Below are 23140 nucleotides of genomic sequence, written 5' to 3'. Positions count from 1 at the left end.
AGCTGATGTTATTGCATCACTTGATCATGCCCACTTCCTTATAGAAACGGGCCGCACCGGGATGAAGCGGCACTTCAAGGACTGCCACCCCGTCAAGGGCGGTTTCAAGGGTAATTTGCTTGCCCTTTGCATGGCCGTTATCAAGAATTTTACGGGTGTTTGAGTTCCAAAGCGCCTTGGTCAGGCCATAGACCAGTTCTTCATCAAGGTCTGAAGACACGATGAACAAAGCCGATACAGCGGGTGTCTTGACCGCATAATCAATCCCGTCATAAACCCCGGCTGGAATCTGTGACGGAATATAAGCCGGGACAAGATCGTTGATCTTTTTCAGATCGGCGTCACTAAAGGAATGCAATTCCATGCCTTTGGTCGAAGCAAGCTGTACCATTGCTGCCACCGGCCAGCCCGCAGCATAGAAATAGGCGTCAAGCTGGCCATCGGCCAAACGTTCAGCCGATTGGCTGTTGCCCAATTCAGCGGCATCAATGTTATCGCGGTTAACACCCCAACCATCAAGCATGGTCAGGACGGCAACCTGCGTTCCCGAACCGGCCTGGGCAATCCCGACACGTTCGCCTTTAAGGTCAGCCAGACTTTCGATCTTCTGGCCTTTGGGCAGGACAAGGTGCAAATCCTCGGGATACAGATTGGCAACGATGCGCAGTTTCGGATGTGGTTTGCCTTCAAATTTACGCACCCCGAAATAAGTATCATGCACAACATCCGCAGCCGACAATCCGGCTTCAAGTTGGCCATTTTGAACCGCTGCTGCGTTAAACACCGATGCGGTTGTTGATTGCGCAATCGCGATCAGGCCGGGCACACCACATTGGCCACCCTCGTCACAGGGACGCGATCCCGGCGGGGCCGAAATGGCATTGGCAATCGTGCCGCCAATCGGAAAATATGTTCCGCCAGCGCCGCCGGTTCCGATACGGAAAAACGTCGGGCTTTGGGCGAACGCGCTGGTGCTGGCAATCATTGCCCCAAGGCAAATGGCGATGGTCTTGTTTATCATTGGCAATCCCCTTTCATCTAGAAGTCTCCCTGAGAGACCTTTTCTCGACATATTGTGTTTTTTGATTTGTCGGTTGCCATGTTAAACGGCATATTCATAAAATCAAATTTGATATATTTGGATTTCAATAAGTTTGACTTATAGATAAACATGCATCTTAGCCAGCTTGCCGCCTTTCGCGAGGTCATGACCGCCGGGTCGCTTTCCCAGGCGGCACGCAACCTTAATCGAACGCAACCGGCCATCAGCCTTGCGATCAAAGCCCTTGAACAAAACCTTGGGCTTGTCCTTTTTCTACGCGAAGGACGCAGGCTTATCCCTGTCCCCGAAGCCTATTATCTTTTGTCGGAATCCGATGTTTTGCTGACGCGCCTTGATGCGCTTAACAGCACGATGAAAAGCCTTGCCTCTGCCCATTCGGGGCATCTTCGTATTGCGGCCATGCCCGGCCCGTCCACCTATCTTATGCCATCATTTTTAAGCCGCGAAATCGGTGCGAATGCGGCCATACGGCTTGCCCTTTCGTCGCGAAATACAATTCAAATCCGCAAATTGGTGGGGTCTCAATCCCTTGATTTCGGATTTGGCGATGGCGGCACGGACAAGGAAACCGATCATCGGCTTTACGATGCCGAACGCATCACGGCGCGTTGTTTTTGTGCTTTGTCACAAGATCACCCGCTGGCGCAAAAGTCGGAAATTTCCATTGCCGATCTTGATCATCAACCAATGGGCTTTTTGCCAGACGGACATTTCCTGAACACAAATCTGGAAAAATCATTTGCCGACGCAGGCTGTGCGCTTAATACGACGGTCGAATGCCAGTTTTTCCTGCCACTTTTGCATTTTGTCGCGGCAGGCCAATGCCTTGCGATTGTTGACCCACTGGCCGTTGCCACCGAATATGCCATGCAAAGCACGACGCAAAAGGTCTGTTTTCGCCCGCTTTCAGACGACATCACCTATGAATACGCAATTTACACACCGATCCATCGGCCGCTATCGAAACTTGCCGAACGGATCCGGGATGGCTGGCGCAGCGAAGTCCTGCGTATCCTGACCGATCTCGGCGCAGAGCCGGTCTTGCTTTGCCGCGACGATTAGGCCGGTTTATTGTTACGACGTTGATCGTGGCCAAAGTCCGATGACAGACGTCAGAGAAAATGCGGCAACAAAGAAAATGGGGACAGATTTATTTTTTCCCGATAAAGTCGCTTTTTTATAAGGTTTCAAAATGCCCCGTACCAGTAGAACTATCGTTCCAAACTTCCCCCATCACATCGTCCAACGCGGGCATAATCGGCAAACTGTTTTTGCATCCGATGCTGATTTTCAGCATTACCTTGACGATTTGCGAACGGTTAGTCAGGCGCTTGAGGTTAAGGTTTATGCGTTCTGTCTGATGACAAATCATGTTCACCTGCTGCTTGACCCCGGCGCACATCCCGACCAACTGGCAAAGCTGATGAAAACCCTTGCCGGGCGGATGACGCGCTATCGCAACAAGCTTGAGGGCCGATCCGGCACGCTTTGGGAAGGCCGGTTTAAATCAAGCCCGGTACAGATTGACAGCTATTTGCTGGAATGCTGCCGGTATATTGACCTTAACCCGGTACGGGCTGGCATGACAGCCCATGCCAAACAGTATCCATGGTCCAGCTATCCATACCGCACCGCCGAGAGTGCGCAGAATTGGCTCGCCCCTCTTCCCGGTACAAAACATTGGGGAACAGGGCCAACCCGCCAGAAACGCTATGCCGATTTCGTTGCCGAAGGCGTTTCGCCGGAACGCTATGACCAAATCCACACCGCAATCCAGCGCAATCAATTAACCGGCACTCAAAAATTCGTCGATGAAATCGCCCGGATCATCGGCAAACGTCTGGAACAAAGAGGACCGGGACGCCCGCGCAAGAATATCGAGGCGGGTTCAGACTGAAAATAAATCTGTCTCCTTTTTCTTGTTTTCTATGTCCTCTTTTTCTTGTCCTATTAAGAAGATGATTTTGAGAATTTTTCTTTCTCATCTTTCAAGACCAAAATCATCTCATGAATTCTTGTGGAAGGATTAACCTCTCCTGTTTTTTCAACATCACAGGAAATTCTCTGAGAATTTTTTATTGCAACATCTACATTAGAAATCAATAAATCCAATTGTTGCTTTGTTAGCTTCTTGTCATACCCTGAGAAACCAGCAATCTTTTTCAAGCTATCAACCACCATATCCCCCACCGAATTACCGTTAGCTTCGCAATAGGGAGCCCTAGTGTATTGGAAATGAATAATAAACCAAAATTCAAAGCAAGGTATAGATGTAACGGAATAAATACTAGAATGGAAACGAGTATTTTTATTTAAAGAAATTATTTTTGAAATAGCAGCATGGTAAGTTTCGTGTGTGTCTCGATCAAAAACACAAAAGACTTTGTCATACTTATCATCTGACGATAAGCTTCGGACTTTTTGCTCAGCAAAATTAACAACACTTATTGGAGCAGAATCGCAGTCAGCGCATACATCGACATCAATACCACTCAGATTCAAGTGGGAAATTAATCTATTGAAATAATCCTTCTCCGTCCTCTCGCCTTCAGTAACAATCAACACTCTTATATTAGGTTTTCTACTACCTTTTTTTCTTTCCAAGCCTTTCTTCGAAACAGCTTTACGCTTTTGAAATAGCTTATCACTTCTCGCCATTTCAGAATTCCTTAATCCTAGGAACGGCGCCAAACCTACCTTTCAAATAACCTTTTTGGAAGCTTCCTAGATCACGTATCTCAAAATCTGAAAGCGGGAAAACATGCGAAGAATTCTCATCCCTCTTTTCAACAAACCAAATCTGATCCTTTGCCAGTATCCAGTCAGAAAGTGTGTTTGTATCATGACAAGTAAAAATCACCTGAGCACCTTTTTTGTTCAGGTCAGGATCATGAAACATTTTAATTAAATGCTGAAGCGCCAAAGGATGCAGGCTACTATTCAATTCATCAACAATTAATGTATACCCTTTTTCGAGAACATCTAACCAAGGTCCGGCTAGAGAGAACAGGGCTTGCGTTCCGGTTGATTCCATATCAAAATTAATATATACATCATTCCCTACTATATCTTTGTAGGAAACAAAAATCTCGTAAGACTTACTATTTCTTCCTTTCTTCTTAATTTCATCAATAACGATTGGTGTAAACCCGTTTTCAATGTTTGAAGGGATCTCAAATTCTTTTTCTTCAACACGAATATCGGAAATTCGGACATCAGATGACTGAAGAAACTTCAGCACAAGGTCTTTAAAATCTGCATCTAAACACTTCTTCGCAGAAAATCGATAAGACAATTCATTAGGCGAGCAAATAACCCTGAGAAATTTACTAATCCAGCCATAAGGTTCGAGCAACACTTCAGAATTCAACTGAACCGCTGTTGATAGAAACAATGCGTTGTAACGCGTAGCTTCCCGCCAGACTTCTCTTTGCCCCTTCAACTGCCCTTCATTCAAATCCCAACGATACTCATCAAGATCTGGATCGTATGCCCTTTGAAACAGTTTTCTAATTCTTGTGCCACGTTCATTAGGCCTACAAAACAGCCATTCATCCCAAACCCGATCTTCGGTGGCAGAAAATCCATACTGATATAACCCCCTCTCAGAAACGAAAAGAATTTCGAACTCAGAAGGCTCGTCCTTTAAACGAGGATCCAAATGGAATGAAGAGACAGGAATAGTATCGCCTTCGGTATAATCCTTCGACGAATTCATCACAAAGTCAGAAAAAAATCCCAGAGCAGACACAAAATTGGATTTCCCAGCCCCATTAGGCCCAAAAATCCCTGCTGAACGCAAGATATGGGGCGCAAAGCTATTTCCGCTTTCCATACTGTGCGTTTCTCTAGACGCAGCCCCCTTCCCAGCAACCATCGAAAATGTTTGCCGTTCGGCGAAAGAGAGGTAATTCGAAACGCTAAACTCTACAAGCACAGTACCACTCCCAAATAACTGCCTTTTTCTGCATTTAATTTACCAATATGTCAACTTAAATTGGATCACACTGCTGATAGAGACATTTATGCCATACAAAAACAACCCCTCTGAAACCGGGAACATAAATGTAAACAATGGAAAACGGGGACAGATTTATTTAACGGATAGAAACCCAAATCACCGCACAGGCAAAAGGTCGGAGGGAATTGTAAAAACCAGCCTTTGGGCTGCTTTTTATCCTTGGGCAAAGCCCAGCGGACCGTTGCGCGTTCCGCGCAACGTCTCTCGAAAGCTGCGTGCCTCGCTTTCTCGCGAACCAGTGTTTTTCTTGGGGGGGCAAGCCCGATCCAAGGAAACCAATTAAAAACCCCCTCAGGCGAAGCCATGAGGGGGTTTTTAATTGGTAGCCGAGGAGGGACTCGAACCCCCGACACGCGGATTATGATTCCGCTGCTCTAACCAGCTGAGCTACTCGGCCACAGAGTATAATAGAGTATATTTTCTGCGGGTTCCGTAAGCGTTGGAACGGGGCGGTTTTTACGTCAGGGAACCGGCCCCGTCAAGCGCCTTTTTGAGGTTTTACAGAAAAAAGGCATCTGCAAAACCGGCAGGTGAGGAAATGCCCCGCCTGCCCGCCTTATTGATGATCCGGATCGTTACGGTTCATTGCAGATCGCACGATCAGGCCGCTGTCGGTGCGGATGCGGCCAGAAGTTCCTGACGGGTGATCCAGCCGCCGCCCATCACTCGGTCACCGGCATAAAACACGCCCGCCTGCCCCGGTGCGATGCCAAATTGCGGTTCGTGCAATTCAATGCGGGCTTCACCCGGACCTTCGGGGTAAATCATTGCCGGTGCCGGTGCCATGGCCGAGCGCAGTTTGACTTCGACCGCAACGCCGTTGGGATCAATCGCCGCCCCATCCAGCCAATTAAGGTCTTTGACATAGACCATCTGGACCGCCAAGGCGGATTTCGGCCCCACCACAACCTGCCGGGATTCGGGCAGGAGTTTTACCACATAAAGCGGTTCTGCGGTGCCACCGATGTTAAGACCGCGCCGCTGGCCGATGGTGTAATGGATCAGGCCACGATGATCGCCCAGCACATTGCCATCAAGATCAACGATCTGGCCGGGTTCACCAGCTTCGGGGCGGAGCTTTTCGACCAGACGGGCATATTTGCCATCCGGGACAAAGCAGATGTCCTGACTATCGGGCTTATCGGCAACTTCAAGGCCGAATTTGGTGGCCAAGGCGCGGGTTTCGGCCTTGCTCATCAGATGGCCGAGCGGAAAGCGCAGGAAATCAAGCTGTTCCTGTGTGGTGGTAAACAGAAAATAGCTTTGATCGCGATTGGGATCGGCGGCCCGGTGCAATTCGCCCTGCCCGGTCGCGCTCAGTTTGCGCTGCACGTAATGGCCGGTTGCCATACAATCGGCCCCCAAATCATGGGCGGTATCAAGCAAATCGCGGAATTTGACGGTCTGATTGCATTTCACACAGGGGATCGGGGTTTCGCCGCGCATATAGCTATCGGCGAAATCATCGATCACTTCTTCGCGGAAGCGTGATTCGTAATCAAGCACGTAATAGGGAATGTCGATATCCTCGGCCACCTTGCGCGCATCATAAATATCGCGTCCGGCACAACAGGATTTCGCCCGCGATGGGGCATTGGCGCCCATATCGTAAAGCTGAAGCGTGATACCGACAACGTCATAGCCTTCTGATTTCAGAAGGGCGGCAACGGCGGAACTATCGACCCCGCCCGACATGGCAACAACCACACGGGTATCTTTCGGGGCTTTATCAAAGCCAAGAGAGTTCATTTTTCTCACCCATCTGCGGGTCAAGGCCGCAGCGACAAGAGGTTAATATAAAATAGCAGCAGGTGGTGTTCAAACCACCCGTGAATTCACGTTGGGGCACATATAAGCCATCCGGTCCTATTTTGCCAGATCAAGCCCCATCTGCCAGAAATCGGCTTCAAGACGCGATGCCGTGGCGAATGTTTCGGTCAGGCTTTTGATCCGTGCATCCCCACCGCGGTTTTTTGCGGTGTGTTCCAGCAAATCAATTTCGGCCTTTGCCACGTCCTGAAATTCGGTCGAGGCATACATCTCGATCCACGCACGATAGGGATTGCCCGCAAGCCTTGTATCAGAACTTGCCATCAGGCGGTTTGCGATTTCAGCATAGCCAACCATACAGGGCATCAGGGCAACCTGAAGATCAACCACATCGCCCTGCATACCGCGATCCAGCACATAGCGGGTATAGGTAACACAGGCGCGTGCCTCGGGCTGGGCGATGATATCGGCCTCGGACAGGCCCCAACCTTTGCAGAATTCAAGATGAAGCGACATTTCCATATCAAGGATCGCATGCACGGTGCCGGAAAACTGGCGCATAGCACGCAGGTCTTCGGCCTTATAGGTCGCCAGCGCATAGGCACGCGCAAACTGGATCAGAAACAAGTAATCCTGGATCAGGTAATGTTTAAACGCGGCCTCGGGCAAGGACCCATCGCCAAGCTGTTTGATGAAATCATGGCAGACATAGCTTTGCCAGGCATCGGGGGCATTAGCACGCAAACGGCCAAACAGGCTTTGAGCCGGGATGATATCGGTGAAGGTTTTGGTCATGCTTGGTCTGATCCCCTGCGCGTCATGTTTAGCCAATGCGGATATGACAAGGCCAGCCTGCGGAAGTTTCCGGGCTGGCCTTTATGGATGTCGAATTGGCGTGATTTCTGCCGGGGTTTGCCCCCCGCCTTTGCGGGGGTGACGGCAGTTAAATCACGTCATTCCCGCATCAATCGTCGCGTTCATCGATCCAGGCCATCTGGATGGCTTCAAGGATCTTCTCGTTCGATTTTTCGGGATTGTCATCAAATCCATCCAGCGCACAGATCCACTTATGCAAATCGGTGTACCGCAGATTGACGTTATCCTTATCGGGATGAGCTTCTTCAAGCTCGATCGCGATATCCTGAATATCTGTCCAGCGCATGGGTGTCCCCTTGTAGCTTGGGCGGAAATTTCGGTCTTACTTATCGACCATCATGTTGCGCGTCGCCGACGGCAACATCACACGCAGGCCGTCAAGCTCGTCACTCATGATGATCTGGCAGCCAAGGCGCGAGGTTTCGGTCAGACCGAATGCGAGGTCAAGCATGTCTTCCTCGTCTTCGCTTGGCTCTTCAAGCTTGTCAAACCAGTTGTCGTCAACAACAACATGGCAGGTCGAGCACGCCAACGAGCCTTCGCAGGCACCTTCAAGGTCGATGCCATTCTTATGGGCAGCTTCCAGAACGGACAGACCGTCGGCAACGTTAAATTCTTTTTCGGTGCCATCGGGTTCAACAAAAACGATCTTAGGCATTTGTGCCTTTCTCCTCGGTAATACTTTTTTCGTTCGATCTCTGTAACGCATCATGTCAGTGACATTATGCGATGTCCGACCTTGACCTTGGCGATTGAACGGGACAATCGCCGCAGTTGGCCGGTTTGTCAATTATGTACAGTCCTAGGATCCAAACTCATTCACCTGATCAACATTGCGACCGGCAAGAGCTTGGCGGATACGGCTATCCATACGGGCCTCGGCAAAGGGACGCGAAGCATCTTCAAGGGCTTCGGCCTGTTGGTTGATAAGGTCGCGATCTTCGCCCGACATGGCGGCTTCAAGCTTGGCAATCGCGGCCATGATGTTGTCTTCGTCCTGACGTTCCAAAAGCGGGCGATCAACATTAATCGCCGCCTGAACCGCCAGAATGTTGCGCCGTGCCTCGACCCTTGCCTCGGTCAAAAGGCGCATTTCCATATCTTCGCGGGCATGCATCATGCTTTCGCGCAGCATATTGGCCATATCAATTTCATTGATGCCATAGGTCGGCTTGACGGCAACTTCCTGTTCGGTGCCGGTGGTTTCTTCGCGGGCGGAAACCGTCAAAAGGCCATCGGCATCAACATTAAACGTCACCTTGATGCGTGCCGCCCCGGCGGCCATCGACGGAATACCGGTCAGGGCAAAACGCGCCAGTGATCGGCATTGATCGACCATTTCGCGTTCGCCCTGTACCACATGGATCATCATGGCCGATTGACCATCCTGATAGGTGGTGAATTCCTGTGCCTTGGCGACCGGTATCGGGGTGTTGCGATCAATGACCTTTTCAACAATCCCGCCCATGGTTTCAAGCCCCAGCGACAGCGGCGTGACGTCCAGCAAAAGGTTATCCGACCCACCGGTCAGGGCTTCGGCCTGCAAGGCCGCGCCAAGAGCCACAACTTCGTCAGGATCGATATTGGAAAGCGGTTCTTGCTCGAACAATTCGGCCACCGCCTTGCGCACGGCGGGCACGCGGGTTGATCCGCCAACCAGCACCACACCCTTGACGTCATCGGCCAGAATATCGGCGTCATCAAGGACCTGTTCGGTAATCGTGATGGTGCGCAAGATCAGCTTGGCAATCATCGCTTCGAACGTTGCACGGGTCATGGTATGGGTGCTATCCGCCCCGCCCAGTGACACGGTGATGTCGGTGCTATCAGCCCCGGTCAGGGATTCTTTGACCTTGCGCGCGGTTTGCAGCAGGCGCTTGGCGTCCGATGCGTCAAGGCTATCGACGGTGCCGCTGTCTTTGCGTTCGGCCAAAAGATGTTCGGCAATGGCGTGATCGAAATCATCACCACCAAGGGCGGTATCGCCACCAGTTGCCTTAACCTGAAAAACGCCTTTTTGCATTTTCAGCAATGAAATATCAAATGTGCCGCCGCCCAGATCGTAAACCGCATAAAGCCCCTCTGCCCCGTTATCAAGGCCATAGGCCAAGGCCGCAGCCGTTGGCTCATTGACCAGACGCAGGACTTCGATCCCGGCCAGTTTGGCAGCATCCTTGGTCGCGGTGCGCGCCCCATCATCGAAATAGGCCGGAACGGTGATAACGGCCTTTTCGACCGGCTTTTCAAGGCTTTCTTCAGCACGCGCACGCAGGGCACGCAGGATATCGGCCGATACTTCGACCGGGGTCAAAACGCGGTCGCCAACGTTTAAGCGCACCATCATCGGCTCGCCCGATTGGGTGGCTTCTTCGGATGGGACTTCAACGTGATAGGGCAGCGTACCGGCGATGGATTTAACATCGGCAAGACCACGGCCCATCAGGCGCTTGACCGAGGATACAACCCGATCCGCATGGCTATTAATCTGTTCACGGGCGGCTTCGCCAACCACCGGATCAGCCCCTTCGCCGTAATAAACAACCGATGGCACAATGGCAGTGCCGCCGGATTTATCACGCAGGACTTCGGGCTTTTCATCGTTCGAGATCGCAACGACGGAATTCGTCGTGCCCAGATCAATGCCAACGGCAAGCTGACGTTCATCTTCGTGGGGCAGCGGCGTCTGGCCCGGTTCGTGGATCTTTAGCAAAGCCATCAATTCTATCCGTTCTTTATCAAATGATCAGGCAGCGGCAAGGCGCGATTTCTTCGCACGCGCTTCCTCGGTCATTTTCATCAGGTATCTAAGCCGGGTCGTCAATTTCTTGGCCCGGTCATACGCATTTTGTGCCAGCGCGTCAGCAACATCTTGTTCGCAGGCGCGTGCTTGCTTGCGGGTATCCTTGATCATCGTATCAATCGTTGCCCGATCCACCGCATCATGAAGGGCTTCGCGCATTTCCATCGCTTCCATCAGAAGGGCTGGATCATTCACCGTATGCCCCTCGCCGCCTTCGGGCTCTTCCCCTGCCAGACGCAACAGATATTCTGCGCGGGCCACCGGGTTTTTCAGGGTTTCAAATGCCCCGTTAAGCGTTGCCGCCTGTTGCGATGACAGGGCCTGTTCACGCGGTGATTTTGACGCAAAGCGATCAGGATGCAGCAATTGCTGCTGTTTAAGATAGGTCGCCTCGATGGCATCAAGATCAATGATGAAATCCCGGTTCAAACCAAATCGGGTAAAATGATCAAGCTGCCCGGGGGGCTGAATAGCGTGGCAGGTATCACAAAACAGGGCACTTGCCGCAACCGGCCCCTTACAGGACCAGCAGACAGCATGCTGCGGATGTTCTGCGGTGCGTGTTTCTGAGATACCGGTATTGCTCACGCTATGCACTTTCGAGATTTAAAAAATTACAAAACAAATCAGGACGGTATTAAAATTTCGGCACGTTTCGACGACCACCCTTCTGTCAGTCGATGGCCCCGGCGATATAAGTTGATATCACCGGGGCCATGACCTATCGAAAAGCAGGGAAAACCCGGCAGACCGTTATACGTGGAAGGATTCCCCACAACCGCAACGCCCTTTTTCATTAGGGTTACGGAAGATGAAACCTTCTTCCATATTGGTGACCTCGTAATCCATCTCGGTGCCAAGCACGAACATCATGGCTTTGGGATCAATCAAAAGCTTCACGCCGTCCTCAAGCTCGACGACTTCTTCAAAGCCGGATGCCTCATCAGCATATTCAAGCGTGTAGGACAGACCCGAACACCCTTTGCTGCGCACGCCAAGGCGGATGCCTTCGGACGGTTTGCCGCGGCTATCAAGCAACGCCTTGATATGGACAAGCGCATCAGGGGTGACACTGATCGGGGACGGTAATGCCATAGTCTTCTCCTGAATTCCCGAAAACGAACGGGGATCGAGGCTGCTTATTCAGCAGCTTCGACTTCACCCTGACCGTTTTTGGTCTTGTAGTCACTGATCGCGGCTTTGATGGCATCTTCGGCCAGGATCGAGCAATGGATCTTGACCGGCGGCAATGCCAATTCTGCAGCAATCTGCGAGTTTTTGATCGAACCGGCTTCGTCAAGCGACTTGCCCTTGACCCATTCGGTGATCAACGAGCTTGACGCAATGGCCGAGCCACACCCAAAGGTCTTGAACTTTGCATCTTCAATGATCCCTTCCGGGGTCACTTTGATCTGCAATTTCATCACGTCACCACAAGCCGGTGCGCCGACCAAGCCAGTGCCAACGGACGTTTCGTTTTTGTCCATCGACCCGACATTGCGCGGATTTTCGTAATGATCGATCAGCTTTTCACTGTAAGCCATGGTTTTAACCCTCCAAAAAGTCCTGTGTCTCTCTCACGAGAATAAAGTCGTCTTTTGTGCTTAGTGCTCAGCCCACTCGATCGACTTGATATCGATGCCTTCCTGGGCCATTTCCCAAAGCGGGCTCATTTCACGCAGACGTTCGACTTCGGTGCTGATGGCATCAATCGCCTCGTCGAGTTCTTCCTTGGTCGTAAAGCGGCCAATACCAATACGAAGCGAGGTATGGGCAAGTTCTTCGTCAACGCCAAGCGCGCGCAGCACATAGGACGGCTCAAGCGACGCCGACGTGCAGGCAGAACCAGACGATACTGCAATATTCTTAATGCCCATCTGAAGGCTTTCACCTTCGACATAGGCAAAGGAAATATTGAGATTGCCAGACACACGCTGTTCTTCGTCACCGTTCAGGAAGACGTCATCAAGACGGTCCCGGAAACGTTTCAGCGTGTAATCGCGCAATTCGGTCAGGCGTGCGTTTTCTTCGGCCATCTCATTTTGCGCAATTTCGCATGCTTTGCCAAAACCGACAAGCAACGGGGTCGGCAAAGTGCCCGAACGCATGCCGCGTTCCTGACCACCACCGGTGATCTGGGCAATCACGCGAACGCGCGGACGACGGCGAACATAAAGCGCACCAACGCCTTTGGGTCCGTAAAGTTTATGCGCCGAAATCGACATCAGGTCGATTTTCATGTCATCAACATCAAGCGGAATTTTGCCAACGGCCTGCGCACAATCGGTATGGAAGAACACACCACGTTCGCGACAGATTTCGCCGATTGCCTTGATCGGCTGAATGACACCGATTTCGTTATTCACGCCCATAACCGACACAATCGCGGTTTCATCGGTAATCGCAGCTTTAAGCTGGTCAAGATCGATCAGGCCGTTTTCCTTGACGCCAAGATAGGTCACTTTGTAACCTTCCTGTTCAAGGTGACGGGCACTGTCGAGCACGCATTTATGTTCGGTCACGACCGTAATCAGATGCGGCTTTTTCTTGCCGTAGAACTTCATCACGCCTTTAAGCGCAAGGTTGTTCGACTCAGTCGCACCCGAGGTAAAAATGATCTCTTTGGACGAAGCGCCAATGATTTTGGCAACCTGATCACGTGCAACTTCAACCGCGTCTTCTGCTTCCCAACCATAAGAATGGTTACGGGAATGCGGGTTACCGAACTTCTCGGTGAAGTACGGCAGCATGGCATCCACCACGCGCGGATCGGTTGGCGTCGTTGCCTGATAATCCAGATAGATCGGCTTTGCTTTAAGCTCGTTCATAGTAAAGGCTTCCTCACTCACTCTTTGTCAGGCCGCGTGACGTGCGTTTTTCTTACGCACCACATTGCCCCGCATCCGGCTCCAAACTCGGATAAATGTATCAATATCTTCGTCGGTGGTTTCCAATCCCAGACTGACCCGTATGGCCGATCCGGCATCAGATATGCCCATTTCCCTAAGCACGTGGCTTTCACGTACTTTGCCCGACGAACAGGCTGATCCCGAACTGATCGCAACCCCGGCAAGATCCATCGTCATGACCTGGGTTTCCCCCGGCATGCCCGGCAAGATCAAACAGCTGGTATTGACCAGTCGATCCGTTCCTTTTCCAGCAATCAGAAGTTCGGGGGCTTCTGCTGCCAAAACCGTTTCCAGACGGTCGCGCATGGCGCGGACCTCGTCCATTTTGTCACCGTTGGCTGCGGCGCGATCAATCGCGGCACCAAAGCCCGCAATTCCGATCACATTTTCCGTGCCGCCACGGCGGTATTTTTCCTGTCCGCCACCTCGAATTTGCGGCACCAGCATCACACCGGGCGCAATCACAAGCGCGCCAATTCCTTTTGGGCCACCGATCTTATGGGCCGAAATCGATATCATATCGACCAAAAGCTGGCCCATATCGACCGGCAAACGCCCCAGCGCCTGAACGGCGTCACAATGGGTTTTCGCGCCATATTCGCGGGCCAGAAGGGCAACTTTTGCCACCGGCTGAATAACGCCGGTTTCATTATTGGCCAACATCACCGACACCAGAACCTTTTGCCCCGCATCGCTGGCGGTTTTCAACATGGCTTCAAGAGCTGCCATATCGATTACGCCATTGGCGTCAACCGGAATACGTTTGGCATCAGACCGCGCCTCGATCACCGAGGGATGTTCGGTTGCAGAGGTAAAAACGGTGACGTTTTCCAATCCGTTCAGGGCCAGATTATTGGCCTCGGTGCCGCCGCTTGTGAAAATCACACGCTCTGCATCGCCACCAATCAAATCGGCAATCTTGCGCCGGGCATGATCCACAACTTTACGCGCCGCACGACCCGATGCATGAACCGATGACGGGTTTCCCGTGACTTCCATCGCAGCGCACATCGCTTGCTGTGCATCACTACACAGGGGCGCGCTGGCGTTAAAATCAAGGTAAACCGGATTGGTCATCTGTTTAGAATCATCCTTATTCGCATTTATTGCCTATCCTCGATATAGAGGACAAATTACTGGGCCGCAACCTGGCTGGGCTCTTTGATTTTCGTGGTTCTGGGTTCGAACATCCGGTTCGAACCGGAAACACGACGATCAACAACGTCCGATAGACTGACCGATGCCAGATAAAGGTAAATCTGGTTGCCCAATTCTTCCCAAAGTTCATGGGTCAAACATCGACCCTGATTGGATTTACAGCCCTTGGGCGAGCCTGATTTGCAACGTGTTGCGCGGATCGGTTCATCAACGGCCAGGATCACATCGGCAATCCGGGTTTCCTCGGCGGTGCGGGCCAAAAGATAACCGCCACCGGGACCACGGACTGAGCGGACCAGACCACCTTTACGCAATTTGCCAAAAAGCTGTTCCAGATAGGACAGGGATATTTCCTGACGGTCCGCAATATCGGCAAGCGCGACCGGTCGGTCCTTGCTGCTGTCAGCGAGATCGACCATCGCCATCACAGCATAGCGGCCTTTTGTACTCAGCTTCACGGTTCGTCCTCCTACCTGCCGGTCACAATTTCGAAATTCGAAATCATGACTGCAAGCTCTGTATTGTTCTTGTAGGCGATCAACGTCTTACGGTTAATGCCCGGGCCGCCCAGCAACCAATCTTGCGGGGCGTAAAATCATTCGGATGCCGCGACGATGCGCGGCTTTGCCGGTGCGCCTGCATCCGCTCCCGTCCCGGCCTTATCGGCTTCGAGGGCGGCAACATGTTCGCGCAACGTTTTTACTTCGCGACCAAGGTCTTCCAATGCACGGGCAACCGGATCGGGAAGATCGCCAAGCGGCGTACCATAGGCACAGAACCGGTCGTCTTTTTCGCGCCGAACAATCCGTGCCGGAATGCCAACCACGGTCGCCCCTTCGGGAACTTCGGAAAGCACAACCGCATTGCCGCCAACACGGGCGTTCTTGCGCACGATAAACGGACCGAGGATTTGCGCACCCGATCCAACGATCACACCGTCTTCAAGCGTCGGGTGACGTTTCAAACCACGCTGGCCTTCGCTGTTAACACTGGGCGATGTTCCGCCAAGGGTTACGCCCTGATACAGGGTGACGTCATCACCGATCTCGGCGGTTTCGCCAATTACGACCCCCATACCATGGTCAATAAAGAACCGTTTCCCGATGGTCGCACCGGGATGAATTTCGATCCCCGACAACCAGCGCATAATCTGCGATGCAAAGCGTGCGGTGATACGGAAACCGCGCTTCCACAGCCAGTTTGTCGCCCGATATCCCATGATCGCATGGAACGCCGGATAACAGAGCACAATCTCCCAGCGGGAGCGTGCCGCAGGATCGCGGGCGATCATCGCGTCTATTTCCTGACGAATTATCTTGAACATCGGGGGGTCCACTGTGTAATTAGTAGCTTCGATTCCCGGCAGCCGACACTGTTACCCGCGGCGCGATACGCGCAAAACGGACAGCAATGGTGCATTCGAGTTAGCCGGAATATAGGATAACCGAGTAACTTAGTCAAGTATTTGCCCTAAGCAATTTATGAACAAAGATAAAAAGACCGACAAAAATACTCGGATATATCCTTCACTCACATCATTCCATTCGTGGACAGGAGCAGTCTGATCCATGCCTGAGGTCATTTTTAACGGCCCCGAAGGTCGCCTTGAAGGTCGCTATCACCATAATAGTGCGGACGATTCGCCCCTCGCGCTTATTCTTCATCCGAACCCCGAACAGGGCGGCACGATGAATAACAAGCTGTGCTTTAACATGTTCAACATGTTCAAAAGTCGCGGTTATTCGGTCATGCGGTTCAATTTCCGCGGCGTCGGACGCTCGCAGGGCGTTCACGACCAGGGGATCGGCGAATTGTCGGATGCGGCATCCGCACTAGACTGGATGCAAACCTATAATGCCAATGCGCGCGCGACTTGGGTTGCGGGTTATTCGTTTGGTTCCTGGATCGGCATGCAACTTTTGATGCGCCGCCCGGAAATCGATGGGTTTATTTCGGTGGCACCGCCGGCCAGTGAATACGACTTCACCTTCCTGGCCCCCTGCCCGTCATCGGGCATCATCATCCATGGGTCGCACGACACCACGATCCCGCTGGCATCGGTCAACAAGCTTGCCGACAAGCTGAATTCCCAGAAAGGCATCGAAGTTGATATGTGCACCATCGAAGGTGCCGATCACTATTTTGCCAAACAGCTTGATGATGTGATCAAACACACCGCAAACTATCTGGACAAACGCGGCGCGTAAGCATCGCCCAAGCAGATAAAACGACCAAAGGCCGCCTGATCAGGCGGCCTTTTTCGTATGATATAATCGACCGCCCGGACAGGGGTGCGGCACCCCGGTCGTCCCCGGGAAACTAAGTGGCAGATTGCGAAGATGGCGCACCGCCAGATAGCCAAAGCATTCTGCCTCGACCGCATCACCATCCCAATCCAGATCATCAACGGACCGCACAGGCACACCAAGACGTCTGTTCAAGTGTTCCATCAAATATTGATTATGGCGCCCGCCACCGCAAACAAACCATTGCAGGGGGGCGGCGGGCAAATGATTAACCCCGGCCACAATGGCCGCGACCGTGCATTGCGCCAATGTCGCCGCACCATCGGCAACATCAAGTGCGGCCTCGACAACCAGCCCGTCAATACGTGCGGCCATGTCATCGCGATCCAGTGATTTCGGCGGCACGCGATCAAAATACGGATCTTCAAGAAACTTTACCTCGACCATCGGATCGGGGTGCCCGGACGATGCGGTTGCACCGTTTAAATCAACCGGATTGCCGGTGTGGCGCAACATCCAGTCATCAAGGCGCGCATTACCCGGCCCGCAATCAAAGGCCAGCAATTCATCATCGGGGCCAATCCAGGTGACATTTGACACCCCGCCGATATTCAGAACCGCAACCGGGATATCAATCCCGGTACTTTTCATCAGGGCCGCATGATAAACCGGCACCAAAGGCGCACCTTCACCGCCAGCGGCGACATCGGCCAGCCGGAAATCGGCGACAACCGGAATGCCCGTTTGTTCCGCCAGCATTTCGGGCGTGCCGATCTGGCGCGTGATGCCCGCCCCCGGTTCATGAAAAACCGTTTGACCATGAAAACCAATCACGCCGATGTCAGACGCCGCAACCTGTGCCTTGGCAAGCAACATGTTAACAGCCCCCACATGCACCTGCGTCAAATCATCGGCAACAACATGTTCGGTGTTGGTCGCCGTGCGATTGCCAAAGCAGGCCCGCATCCGTTCGCGCAATTGCGGGGTATAGGGCACGAAAACCGAATGATCGCTGCGTCGGACGTTAATTCCGTCAGTTTCAATCAATGCGGCATCCACCCCATCAAGGGATGTGCCACTCATCATGCCGATGGCCTTGATCCAACCCTGTGTCATTTTGTGCTCCGTCCGATTTTTGCCGACATTACAGCAGATGAGTTGCAGATTACGTCCGATTTATCGCGAAATCGTTACGGCATGAACAGAACAGAACGCCGATCCGTTGCCGTAAGGATATTTTCTGTGCTAGATCATCGCGTCCGTCCTGTCGGGCGCTCGTATTTTATTCTCACAACCAACATAGCGCAAAAACCATGACTGAACTGAAGTCTGATTTTCTCCGCGTCATGAATGACCGCGGTTACATCCACCAGTGTACTGATCTTGAAGGGCTTGATGCCTATGCGTCAGAAAAAAAGGTGGTGTGCTACGTCGGTTATGATTGCACGGCAGACAGTCTTCATGTCGGGTCACTTGTATCGATCATGATGCTGCGCTGGTTGCAGAAAACCGGTCATAAACCTATCGTCCTAATGGGCGGCGGCACGACGCGGGTTGGCGACCCAACCGGGCGTGATGATGCCCGCCCGGTTCTAACCGATGAAATCATTGCCGCCAACATGGCCGGTATCAAAAAGATTTTCGAACAATTCCTAATCTTTGGCGATGGTCCGACCGATGCGGTTATGGTCAACAATGCCGATTGGCTTGACCAGTTGAATTATATTGAATTCCTGCGCGATTTCGGGCGGCATTTCTCGGTCAACCGGATGCTGAGCTTTGAATCGGTCAAGCTGCGTCTGGAACGTGAACAGTCGCTTAGCTTCCTTGAATTCAACTATATGATCCTGCAAGCTTATGACTTTGTCGAACTGGCGCGCAAATATAGCTGTGTGCTTCAGATGGGCGGATCGGATCAGTGGGGCAATATCATCAATGGTGTTGAACTGGGCCGTCGGGTTGACGACACACCGCTTTTCGGCCTGACCACGCCGCTGATGACCACGGCATCAGGTGCCAAGATGGGTAAAACTGCATCGGGTGCGGTATGGCTGAATGAAGCCCGCCTGTCGGCCTATGATTACTATCAGTTCTGGCGCAATACCGAAGACGCCGATGTGATCAAATTCATGCGTTTGTTCACCGAACTCAGCCTTGAACAGATTGCCGAATACGCCAAGCTTGAAGGGTCTGACATCAACGAAGCCAAGAAAATTCTGGCCTTCGAAGCCGTCAAACTGTGCCGCGGCGAAGAAGCCGCCCACAGAGCAGCAGAAACAGCGCGCAAGACCTTTGAAGAAGGCGTTCTGGCCGATAGCCTGCCAACCATTGAAGTTGCGCAATCCGAACTTGATGCCGGTATCCCGACCTTTGACCTGTTCCGCCGGGCTGAACTTGCCAAATCAGGCGGCGAGGCACGCCGCCTGATCAAGGGTGGTGGTGCTAAAATCAACGATGCCAAAGTCGATGATGAAAACGCTCTGATCACAGGCGATGCGATTGGTACTGATGGTGTGATCAAGCTTTCAGCGGGCAAAAAACGCCATGTTCTGATCAAGCCGGTTTAATCAAAACCATCATCTGATCCAAAATTCCAAAGGCCCCGATGCAAAAGCACCGGGGCCTTTTTTTCTTATGATACCCACTCAGACTAGCCCGGTTCGGCACCGGTGATCAGATTCCGGAAGATGCCGGGTACAAAGGTCGATAGCGGGTTGACCGTAACATCGGGATTTTCAAGATCGCCTTCGATGGTATAGGTCGGCGCAAAAATACCCCCACCTTCTTCGCCAACCAGCAAATCCCCCAGAAGCGGGATCGCGCCCAACACAGAATTCAGCGCATAAATCGGAACAATAGACCCCGCCAGCCGAATTTCGGATTTCGCCAGATCAATAGTGCCATTACTGGTGACCCCGACGGCAGAACCATTGGCGGCAAATTTGCTAAGTGCCAGCACATCATTGGCATAGGTGAAATCACCGTTAAGTTCGGAAAACGCAACGCCATTGCCCTGCAACACATCGGAAAGCCCGGTCAGCGATGCCGCCCCCAACACACGGGCGGCAAGCGGCGCATTTACGGCGCGGAAGGCCGTGATATTGACCTTGCCGGTAAAGGGTTGCGACCAGGTACTGTCATCAACCATGCCTTCGATGGTCAACGCCCCACCCAAAAGATTTTGATAAAGATCGACCGCGCGCAGGAACTTGCCGGCATCATCACTGGTCAGGCGCACAGAACGTGTTTTGTCATCCTTGCGTTCGACCTGAACAAAGACATTGGACCGATCCCCCAGCACCCCGTTCAGAACCAGTCCATCCCATTCATCGCCAACGACGTGAACCGCACCTTCAAGGTTATCAAGCAATTCACCATTGGCCATCATGACCTGATCGATCTTAAGGAAAATATCGGTGCGTCCACCGATGCGCGATGCATTTTGGCCAATACCGCCACTATTGGGGCTTTGTACCGGGCCGGGTTCACGCGGCATCTTGCTGTCATCAACGATCCAGGGTTCGGCATTGGCCTGACGGACCGCGATTTCAATTTCACGGTTTTCGCCATTCTGGTTCAGCATAATCGACCCATCGCGCAGGATCGGCGTATCGCCCTTGATCAAAAAGCCTTCTGCGGCAAGTTTGATTTCAAGAGTTTCAAAGTCCGTTGATGTATTCTCGGCCCCTGCCGCTTGGTCTGTCGACTTGCTGTCATTGACGAACCGGCGCAGATCAAACTGCTTACCTTTCAGGTCAACCAGAACCTTGCCATCACGATCAACGGTAACAGCGCCCGATACCGCAAGATTTTCACGAAACCGCGTATCGGTCAGGTTGACGGTGAATTTATCGGCAATCGGGCTGTTGCCGCGCCACTGACCCTTGACCTTGGCCACCAGTTCCGGTGCCATAACATCAAATGATCGAACGTCACCCGCACCATTGGCCTTAACAGTCACATCGAATGCCAGACTTGCATCCTGTCCCGGTGCCTTGGTGTATTCCACCGCATTAATTTTGGCCCCGGTGGCGGTCAAATTGGTTTTGCCCTTGATCGCAACATCACCACTGCGCAGGACATCAATGGCGACAGTGCCAGTGGCGACACCGCTAAGATAATCACTGGCATCAAACCCGACCTGACGCAGGACCGCCGTATCAAGATCGCCCGAAAGCTCATAATGGCTGATGACCGGGGTGTTTCCGGCAAAGCTTTCGGTCCATTTGATATCCGTGCGGCCATCACCAATCGCGGCTTGGCCCGAAAGTTCCAGCCCCTTGGTATTGACCTGTAACTCAAACGTACCATCCGCAACATCCAGTTCGCGGAAGGCATCGGTAATCGCGGCCTTTTCAATGCGCGATGCCGCTGCCACTTCGACATCATCAAAGGACAAATGGTTTAGCAATGGGAAATGCAATTTGACGCGGGTTGCCTGTGATCCGCCAATCTGGGCCGGATCAACGCCAAGACGCGTTGCAAAGCCAAGCGGCTGGGCATCGATCATTTCAAGGGCATCTTGCACCCCGCCATGAACGACAACCTCGATATCGGCCATCTCGCTATCGGTATCAAGCCCGGAAAATACCAGTTTTGCATCGTCAACAACAATGCCATCGGCAATGCCTTCGTTGACAAAGATGCTAAAACTGCTGGTATCAAATTCGGCCCGGCCACCGGCATTAAGTACAGATGGCATATCGCCAAGATAATGCACGGTAACACCGGTCATGTTCATATCGCCGTCCAGATGATCCAGCACAACCGCGCCCTGGTCATCCTGATGCAGCCTGGTGCGGATTTCTGCCTGATGAACAATGCCATCAGACAGATTTTCAATCACCCATTCACGCGCATTGGCGCCAACTGTTTCCGGCCACAGCAATGGCAAGTCATCAGTCCGAACATCATGGGCCGTTGCCGCAATATCGATGTCCCATTGACCCAGCGGGTTCAACACCACACCGGCCAGCGTAACATTGGTAATTCCGGCATCTATGCGCACATCATCAAAGCTAAGCCGACCGGGAACGAAGCTTAGGACAGCCTTGCCGCCGCTGACATGATAGGTGGCTCTCATCGGTGCGGGGAAATCGATCCGCCCGGCCCCCAGAACAAGGTCCGTTCCCAGTGCGATCACGCTGCCATTCGGACCAAGCTTGGCGTTGATCCGCCCCGAAACCGGCACATTAACCCCGGCCAATTCCGTGAAAACATCGGAAATGCTGGTCAGTTTGGCTGGCAACACTTCGCCGATCTCAACAACCATGTCGATTTCTTCGACCCGGCTGTCATATTCGGCGGTGACATCAACATCGGTTGAAACCGTTCCGGCCGTGACGGCCATGGTGGCTTCGGCATGAATTCCCATCGGCTTGCGCGATAGACGAATATCCGCCGAAGGGGTCGACCAGACAATATGAAGCGCGTCATCTTCGACTTGAAGATCTGCGCCAAACACCCCGAAACTTTCAAAATAGGCCGCAGCCGGAAAATCGGCGGTTTCACCAGACAAAATAGCAACGATTTCGCGCATGGCGTTGCTGCCATCGCGAATATCGCGCTGGGTATCGCTTAGCGGGGCCTGTGGTTCGGATGGATCATCCCCGACAGGTAAAGGCAGCGGCATGGTAACGCCCGGCGTTTCGCCATCCGTGCCTTGAGCATCAGATTGGGGGCTGGCAATGCCATCTGTATCAATCCCTTCCTGCGTTTGCAGAGTCTGAGAGGATTGGGGAGATTGCGGGGATTGGATCGACCGAGACGTTTCACCGGTTGCCGAAACAACACCGGGAATATCGGTTTGGGGGATGGTCGTATCCGAAACTTGCTCGTCGGCATTATAACCGACATCAATCTGGCCATCGGCACGTCGCACCAGACGCAATTTGGGGCCAATCAGATTAAGTTCGCGCAGCGCCAGAACACCGTCAAACAGTGCACGACTGGAAAACACCACATCGGCTTCGGGGACATGCAGCATTTCTTTGCCGGCACTGCTGATTACCGAAACATCGCGCAGGCGGATATCAAACTTTTCCTCCCACCCGCGCCAGAACAGCACCATATCGCCGACATCAAATTTGGTATCACCGCTGCTGTCATTAAGTTCGGCGACGACATAGGGAACCAGACGGTGCAGGGAAACAGGCCCCTGCGATATCCGCCAAACCAGCACACCGACAAAAACACCGACAAACAGGACCAGGGCCGCAAGTATCAGCCCACACCAGCCGGTAAAAACTTTAATCCGACGCACCTATCTAAAGTTCCCGAATTTCCAATGTCATCACG

At 52.5% G+C, this 23140-nt stretch carries 21 protein-coding genes and 1 tRNA gene; 4 read left to right on the top strand and 18 right to left on the bottom strand.

The genetic code is table 11. The features are described from left to right. Positions 1–16: 16 nt before the first annotated feature. Positions 17–1021 carry a TAXI family TRAP transporter solute-binding subunit gene (locus TALK_RS16475; RefSeq protein WP_085620241.1) on the bottom strand — a complete coding sequence of 335 codons (1005 nt, stop codon included), beginning with the start codon at positions 1019–1021 and terminating at the stop codon, positions 17–19. 150 nt (positions 1022–1171) lie between these two features. On the opposite strand from TALK_RS16475, the gene TALK_RS16470 reads away from it, so the two are divergent. Then, positions 1172–2125: a LysR family transcriptional regulator gene (locus TALK_RS16470; protein ID WP_085620240.1), complete on the top strand. Its 954-nt coding sequence runs from the start codon at positions 1172–1174 to the stop codon at positions 2123–2125. A 130-nt stretch (positions 2126–2255) separates the two neighbouring features. After that, positions 2256–2960: a transposase gene (locus tag TALK_RS16465; protein WP_085620239.1), complete on the top strand. Its 705-nt coding sequence runs from the start codon at positions 2256–2258 to the stop codon at positions 2958–2960. Positions 2961–3013: 53 nt separating this feature from the next. Here TALK_RS16465 and TALK_RS16460 read toward each other — a convergent pair whose 3' ends face one another. From TALK_RS16460 to cysE, 15 genes are all read right to left on the bottom strand, one after another. Next, positions 3014–3721, bottom strand: a complete 708-nt coding sequence (locus TALK_RS16460; RefSeq protein ID WP_085620238.1) for an RloB family protein — start codon at positions 3719–3721, stop codon at positions 3014–3016. A 1-nt stretch (position 3722) separates the two neighbouring features. Further along, on the bottom strand, positions 3723–5000 hold the full coding sequence (locus tag TALK_RS16455) for an AAA family ATPase (protein ID WP_139833863.1): 1278 nt from the start codon (positions 4998–5000) through the stop codon (positions 3723–3725). A gap of 404 nt (positions 5001–5404) precedes the next feature. Next, positions 5405–5481 (bottom strand) — tRNA-Met (locus tag TALK_RS16450). A 203-nt stretch (positions 5482–5684) separates the two neighbouring features. Further along, positions 5685–6833: a tRNA 2-thiouridine(34) synthase MnmA gene (gene mnmA / locus TALK_RS16445; RefSeq protein ID WP_085620236.1), complete on the bottom strand. Its 1149-nt coding sequence runs from the start codon at positions 6831–6833 to the stop codon at positions 5685–5687. Positions 6834–6950: 117 nt separating this feature from the next. Continuing rightward, positions 6951–7649 (bottom strand): thiaminase II, encoded by a 699-nt coding sequence (gene tenA / locus TALK_RS16440; protein WP_085620235.1) that lies wholly within the window; start codon positions 7647–7649, stop codon positions 6951–6953. 169 nt (positions 7650–7818) lie between these two features. Beyond that, entirely contained in the window at positions 7819–8016 is a 198-nt protein-coding gene (gene iscX, locus TALK_RS16435; protein ID WP_085620234.1) for a Fe-S cluster assembly protein IscX, read from the bottom strand. A gap of 36 nt (positions 8017–8052) precedes the next feature. Continuing rightward, positions 8053–8388 (bottom strand): ferredoxin family 2Fe-2S iron-sulfur cluster binding protein, encoded by a 336-nt coding sequence (locus TALK_RS16430; protein WP_085620233.1) that lies wholly within the window; start codon positions 8386–8388, stop codon positions 8053–8055. A gap of 144 nt (positions 8389–8532) precedes the next feature. Then, the gene (gene hscA / locus TALK_RS16425) at positions 8533–10446 is read right to left on the bottom strand and encodes a Fe-S protein assembly chaperone HscA (RefSeq protein ID WP_085620232.1); all 1914 of its coding nucleotides are present in this window, start codon (positions 10444–10446) and stop codon (positions 8533–8535) included. A 27-nt stretch (positions 10447–10473) separates the two neighbouring features. Then, positions 10474–11118: a Fe-S protein assembly co-chaperone HscB gene (gene hscB / locus TALK_RS16420; RefSeq protein WP_085620231.1), complete on the bottom strand. Its 645-nt coding sequence runs from the start codon at positions 11116–11118 to the stop codon at positions 10474–10476. A gap of 165 nt (positions 11119–11283) precedes the next feature. Then, positions 11284–11625 (bottom strand): HesB/IscA family protein, encoded by a 342-nt coding sequence (locus TALK_RS16415; RefSeq protein ID WP_085620230.1) that lies wholly within the window; start codon positions 11623–11625, stop codon positions 11284–11286. A gap of 44 nt (positions 11626–11669) precedes the next feature. Next, positions 11670–12074, bottom strand: a complete 405-nt coding sequence (gene iscU / locus TALK_RS16410; RefSeq protein WP_085620229.1) for a Fe-S cluster assembly scaffold IscU — start codon at positions 12072–12074, stop codon at positions 11670–11672. 60 nt (positions 12075–12134) lie between these two features. Next, complete coding sequence (locus TALK_RS16405; RefSeq protein ID WP_085620228.1) at positions 12135–13358, bottom strand: IscS subfamily cysteine desulfurase; 1224 nt, start codon at positions 13356–13358, stop codon at positions 12135–12137. A gap of 27 nt (positions 13359–13385) precedes the next feature. Continuing rightward, positions 13386–14516, bottom strand: coding sequence for a cysteine desulfurase family protein (locus TALK_RS16400; RefSeq protein ID WP_085620227.1), 1131 nt, complete (start codon positions 14514–14516; stop codon positions 13386–13388). 56 nt (positions 14517–14572) lie between these two features. Beyond that, a complete protein-coding gene (locus TALK_RS16395) occupies positions 14573–15055 on the bottom strand; it encodes an Rrf2 family transcriptional regulator (protein ID WP_085620226.1) in 483 nt (160 codons plus the stop codon). Between the two features lie 137 nt (positions 15056–15192). Beyond that, a complete protein-coding gene (cysE, locus tag TALK_RS16390) occupies positions 15193–15921 on the bottom strand; it encodes a serine O-acetyltransferase (protein WP_085620225.1) in 729 nt (242 codons plus the stop codon). Between the two features lie 244 nt (positions 15922–16165). Here cysE and TALK_RS16385 point away from each other — a divergent pair, with 244 nt between their 5' ends. Further along, entirely contained in the window at positions 16166–16804 is a 639-nt protein-coding gene (locus TALK_RS16385) for an alpha/beta hydrolase (RefSeq protein ID WP_085620224.1), read from the top strand. Between the two features lie 39 nt (positions 16805–16843). Here the strand turns inward: TALK_RS16385 and TALK_RS16380 are convergent, their stop codons facing one another. Beyond that, positions 16844–17959: an anhydro-N-acetylmuramic acid kinase gene (locus TALK_RS16380; RefSeq protein WP_085620223.1), complete on the bottom strand. Its 1116-nt coding sequence runs from the start codon at positions 17957–17959 to the stop codon at positions 16844–16846. Between the two features lie 197 nt (positions 17960–18156). Between TALK_RS16380 and tyrS the strand changes: the two genes are divergently transcribed. Continuing rightward, entirely contained in the window at positions 18157–19410 is a 1254-nt protein-coding gene (gene tyrS / locus TALK_RS16375) for a tyrosine--tRNA ligase (protein ID WP_085620222.1), read from the top strand. A gap of 83 nt (positions 19411–19493) precedes the next feature. Here tyrS and TALK_RS16370 read toward each other — a convergent pair whose 3' ends face one another. Beyond that, complete coding sequence (locus tag TALK_RS16370) at positions 19494–23105, bottom strand: YhdP family protein (protein WP_085620221.1); 3612 nt, start codon at positions 23103–23105, stop codon at positions 19494–19496. Between the last annotated feature and the right edge of the window lie 35 nt (positions 23106–23140).

The sequence above is a fragment of the Thalassospira alkalitolerans genome (assembly GCF_002115745.1).
Lineage (GTDB): Bacteria > Pseudomonadota > Alphaproteobacteria > Rhodospirillales > Thalassospiraceae > Thalassospira > Thalassospira alkalitolerans.
The sequence above is the reverse complement of the archived record's forward strand: the minus strand, read 5'-3'. Positions and strand labels throughout refer to the sequence as shown.

What these genes read in the sequence shown, in the direction of transcription:
- TALK_RS16475 (WP_085620241.1), bottom strand. Translation starts at nt 1,021, where the DNA reads ATGATAAACAAGACCATCGCCATTTGCCTTGGGGCAATGATTGCCAGC.
- TALK_RS16470 (WP_085620240.1), top strand. Translation starts at nt 1,172, where the DNA reads ATGCATCTTAGCCAGCTTGCCGCCTTTCGCGAGGTCATGACCGCCGGG.
- TALK_RS16465 (WP_085620239.1), top strand. Translation starts at nt 2,256, where the DNA reads ATGCCCCGTACCAGTAGAACTATCGTTCCAAACTTCCCCCATCACATC.
- TALK_RS16460 (WP_085620238.1), bottom strand. Translation starts at nt 3,721, where the DNA reads ATGGCGAGAAGTGATAAGCTATTTCAAAAGCGTAAAGCTGTTTCGAAG.
- mnmA (WP_085620236.1), bottom strand. Translation starts at nt 6,833, where the DNA reads ATGAACTCTCTTGGCTTTGATAAAGCCCCGAAAGATACCCGTGTGGTT.
- tenA (WP_085620235.1), bottom strand. Translation starts at nt 7,649, where the DNA reads ATGACCAAAACCTTCACCGATATCATCCCGGCTCAAAGCCTGTTTGGC.
- iscX (WP_085620234.1), bottom strand. Translation starts at nt 8,016, where the DNA reads ATGCGCTGGACAGATATTCAGGATATCGCGATCGAGCTTGAAGAAGCT.
- TALK_RS16430 (WP_085620233.1), bottom strand. Translation starts at nt 8,388, where the DNA reads ATGCCTAAGATCGTTTTTGTTGAACCCGATGGCACCGAAAAAGAATTT.
- hscA (WP_085620232.1), bottom strand. Translation starts at nt 10,446, where the DNA reads ATGGCTTTGCTAAAGATCCACGAACCGGGCCAGACGCCGCTGCCCCAC.
- TALK_RS16415 (WP_085620230.1), bottom strand. Translation starts at nt 11,625, where the DNA reads ATGGCATTACCGTCCCCGATCAGTGTCACCCCTGATGCGCTTGTCCAT.
- iscU (WP_085620229.1), bottom strand. Translation starts at nt 12,074, where the DNA reads ATGGCTTACAGTGAAAAGCTGATCGATCATTACGAAAATCCGCGCAAT.
- TALK_RS16405 (WP_085620228.1), bottom strand. Translation starts at nt 13,358, where the DNA reads ATGAACGAGCTTAAAGCAAAGCCGATCTATCTGGATTATCAGGCAACG.
- TALK_RS16400 (WP_085620227.1), bottom strand. Translation starts at nt 14,516, where the DNA reads ATGACCAATCCGGTTTACCTTGATTTTAACGCCAGCGCGCCCCTGTGT.
- cysE (WP_085620225.1), bottom strand. Translation starts at nt 15,921, where the DNA reads ATGTTCAAGATAATTCGTCAGGAAATAGACGCGATGATCGCCCGCGAT.
- TALK_RS16385 (WP_085620224.1), top strand. Translation starts at nt 16,166, where the DNA reads ATGCCTGAGGTCATTTTTAACGGCCCCGAAGGTCGCCTTGAAGGTCGC.
- TALK_RS16380 (WP_085620223.1), bottom strand. Translation starts at nt 17,959, where the DNA reads ATGACACAGGGTTGGATCAAGGCCATCGGCATGATGAGTGGCACATCC.
- tyrS (WP_085620222.1), top strand. Translation starts at nt 18,157, where the DNA reads ATGACTGAACTGAAGTCTGATTTTCTCCGCGTCATGAATGACCGCGGT.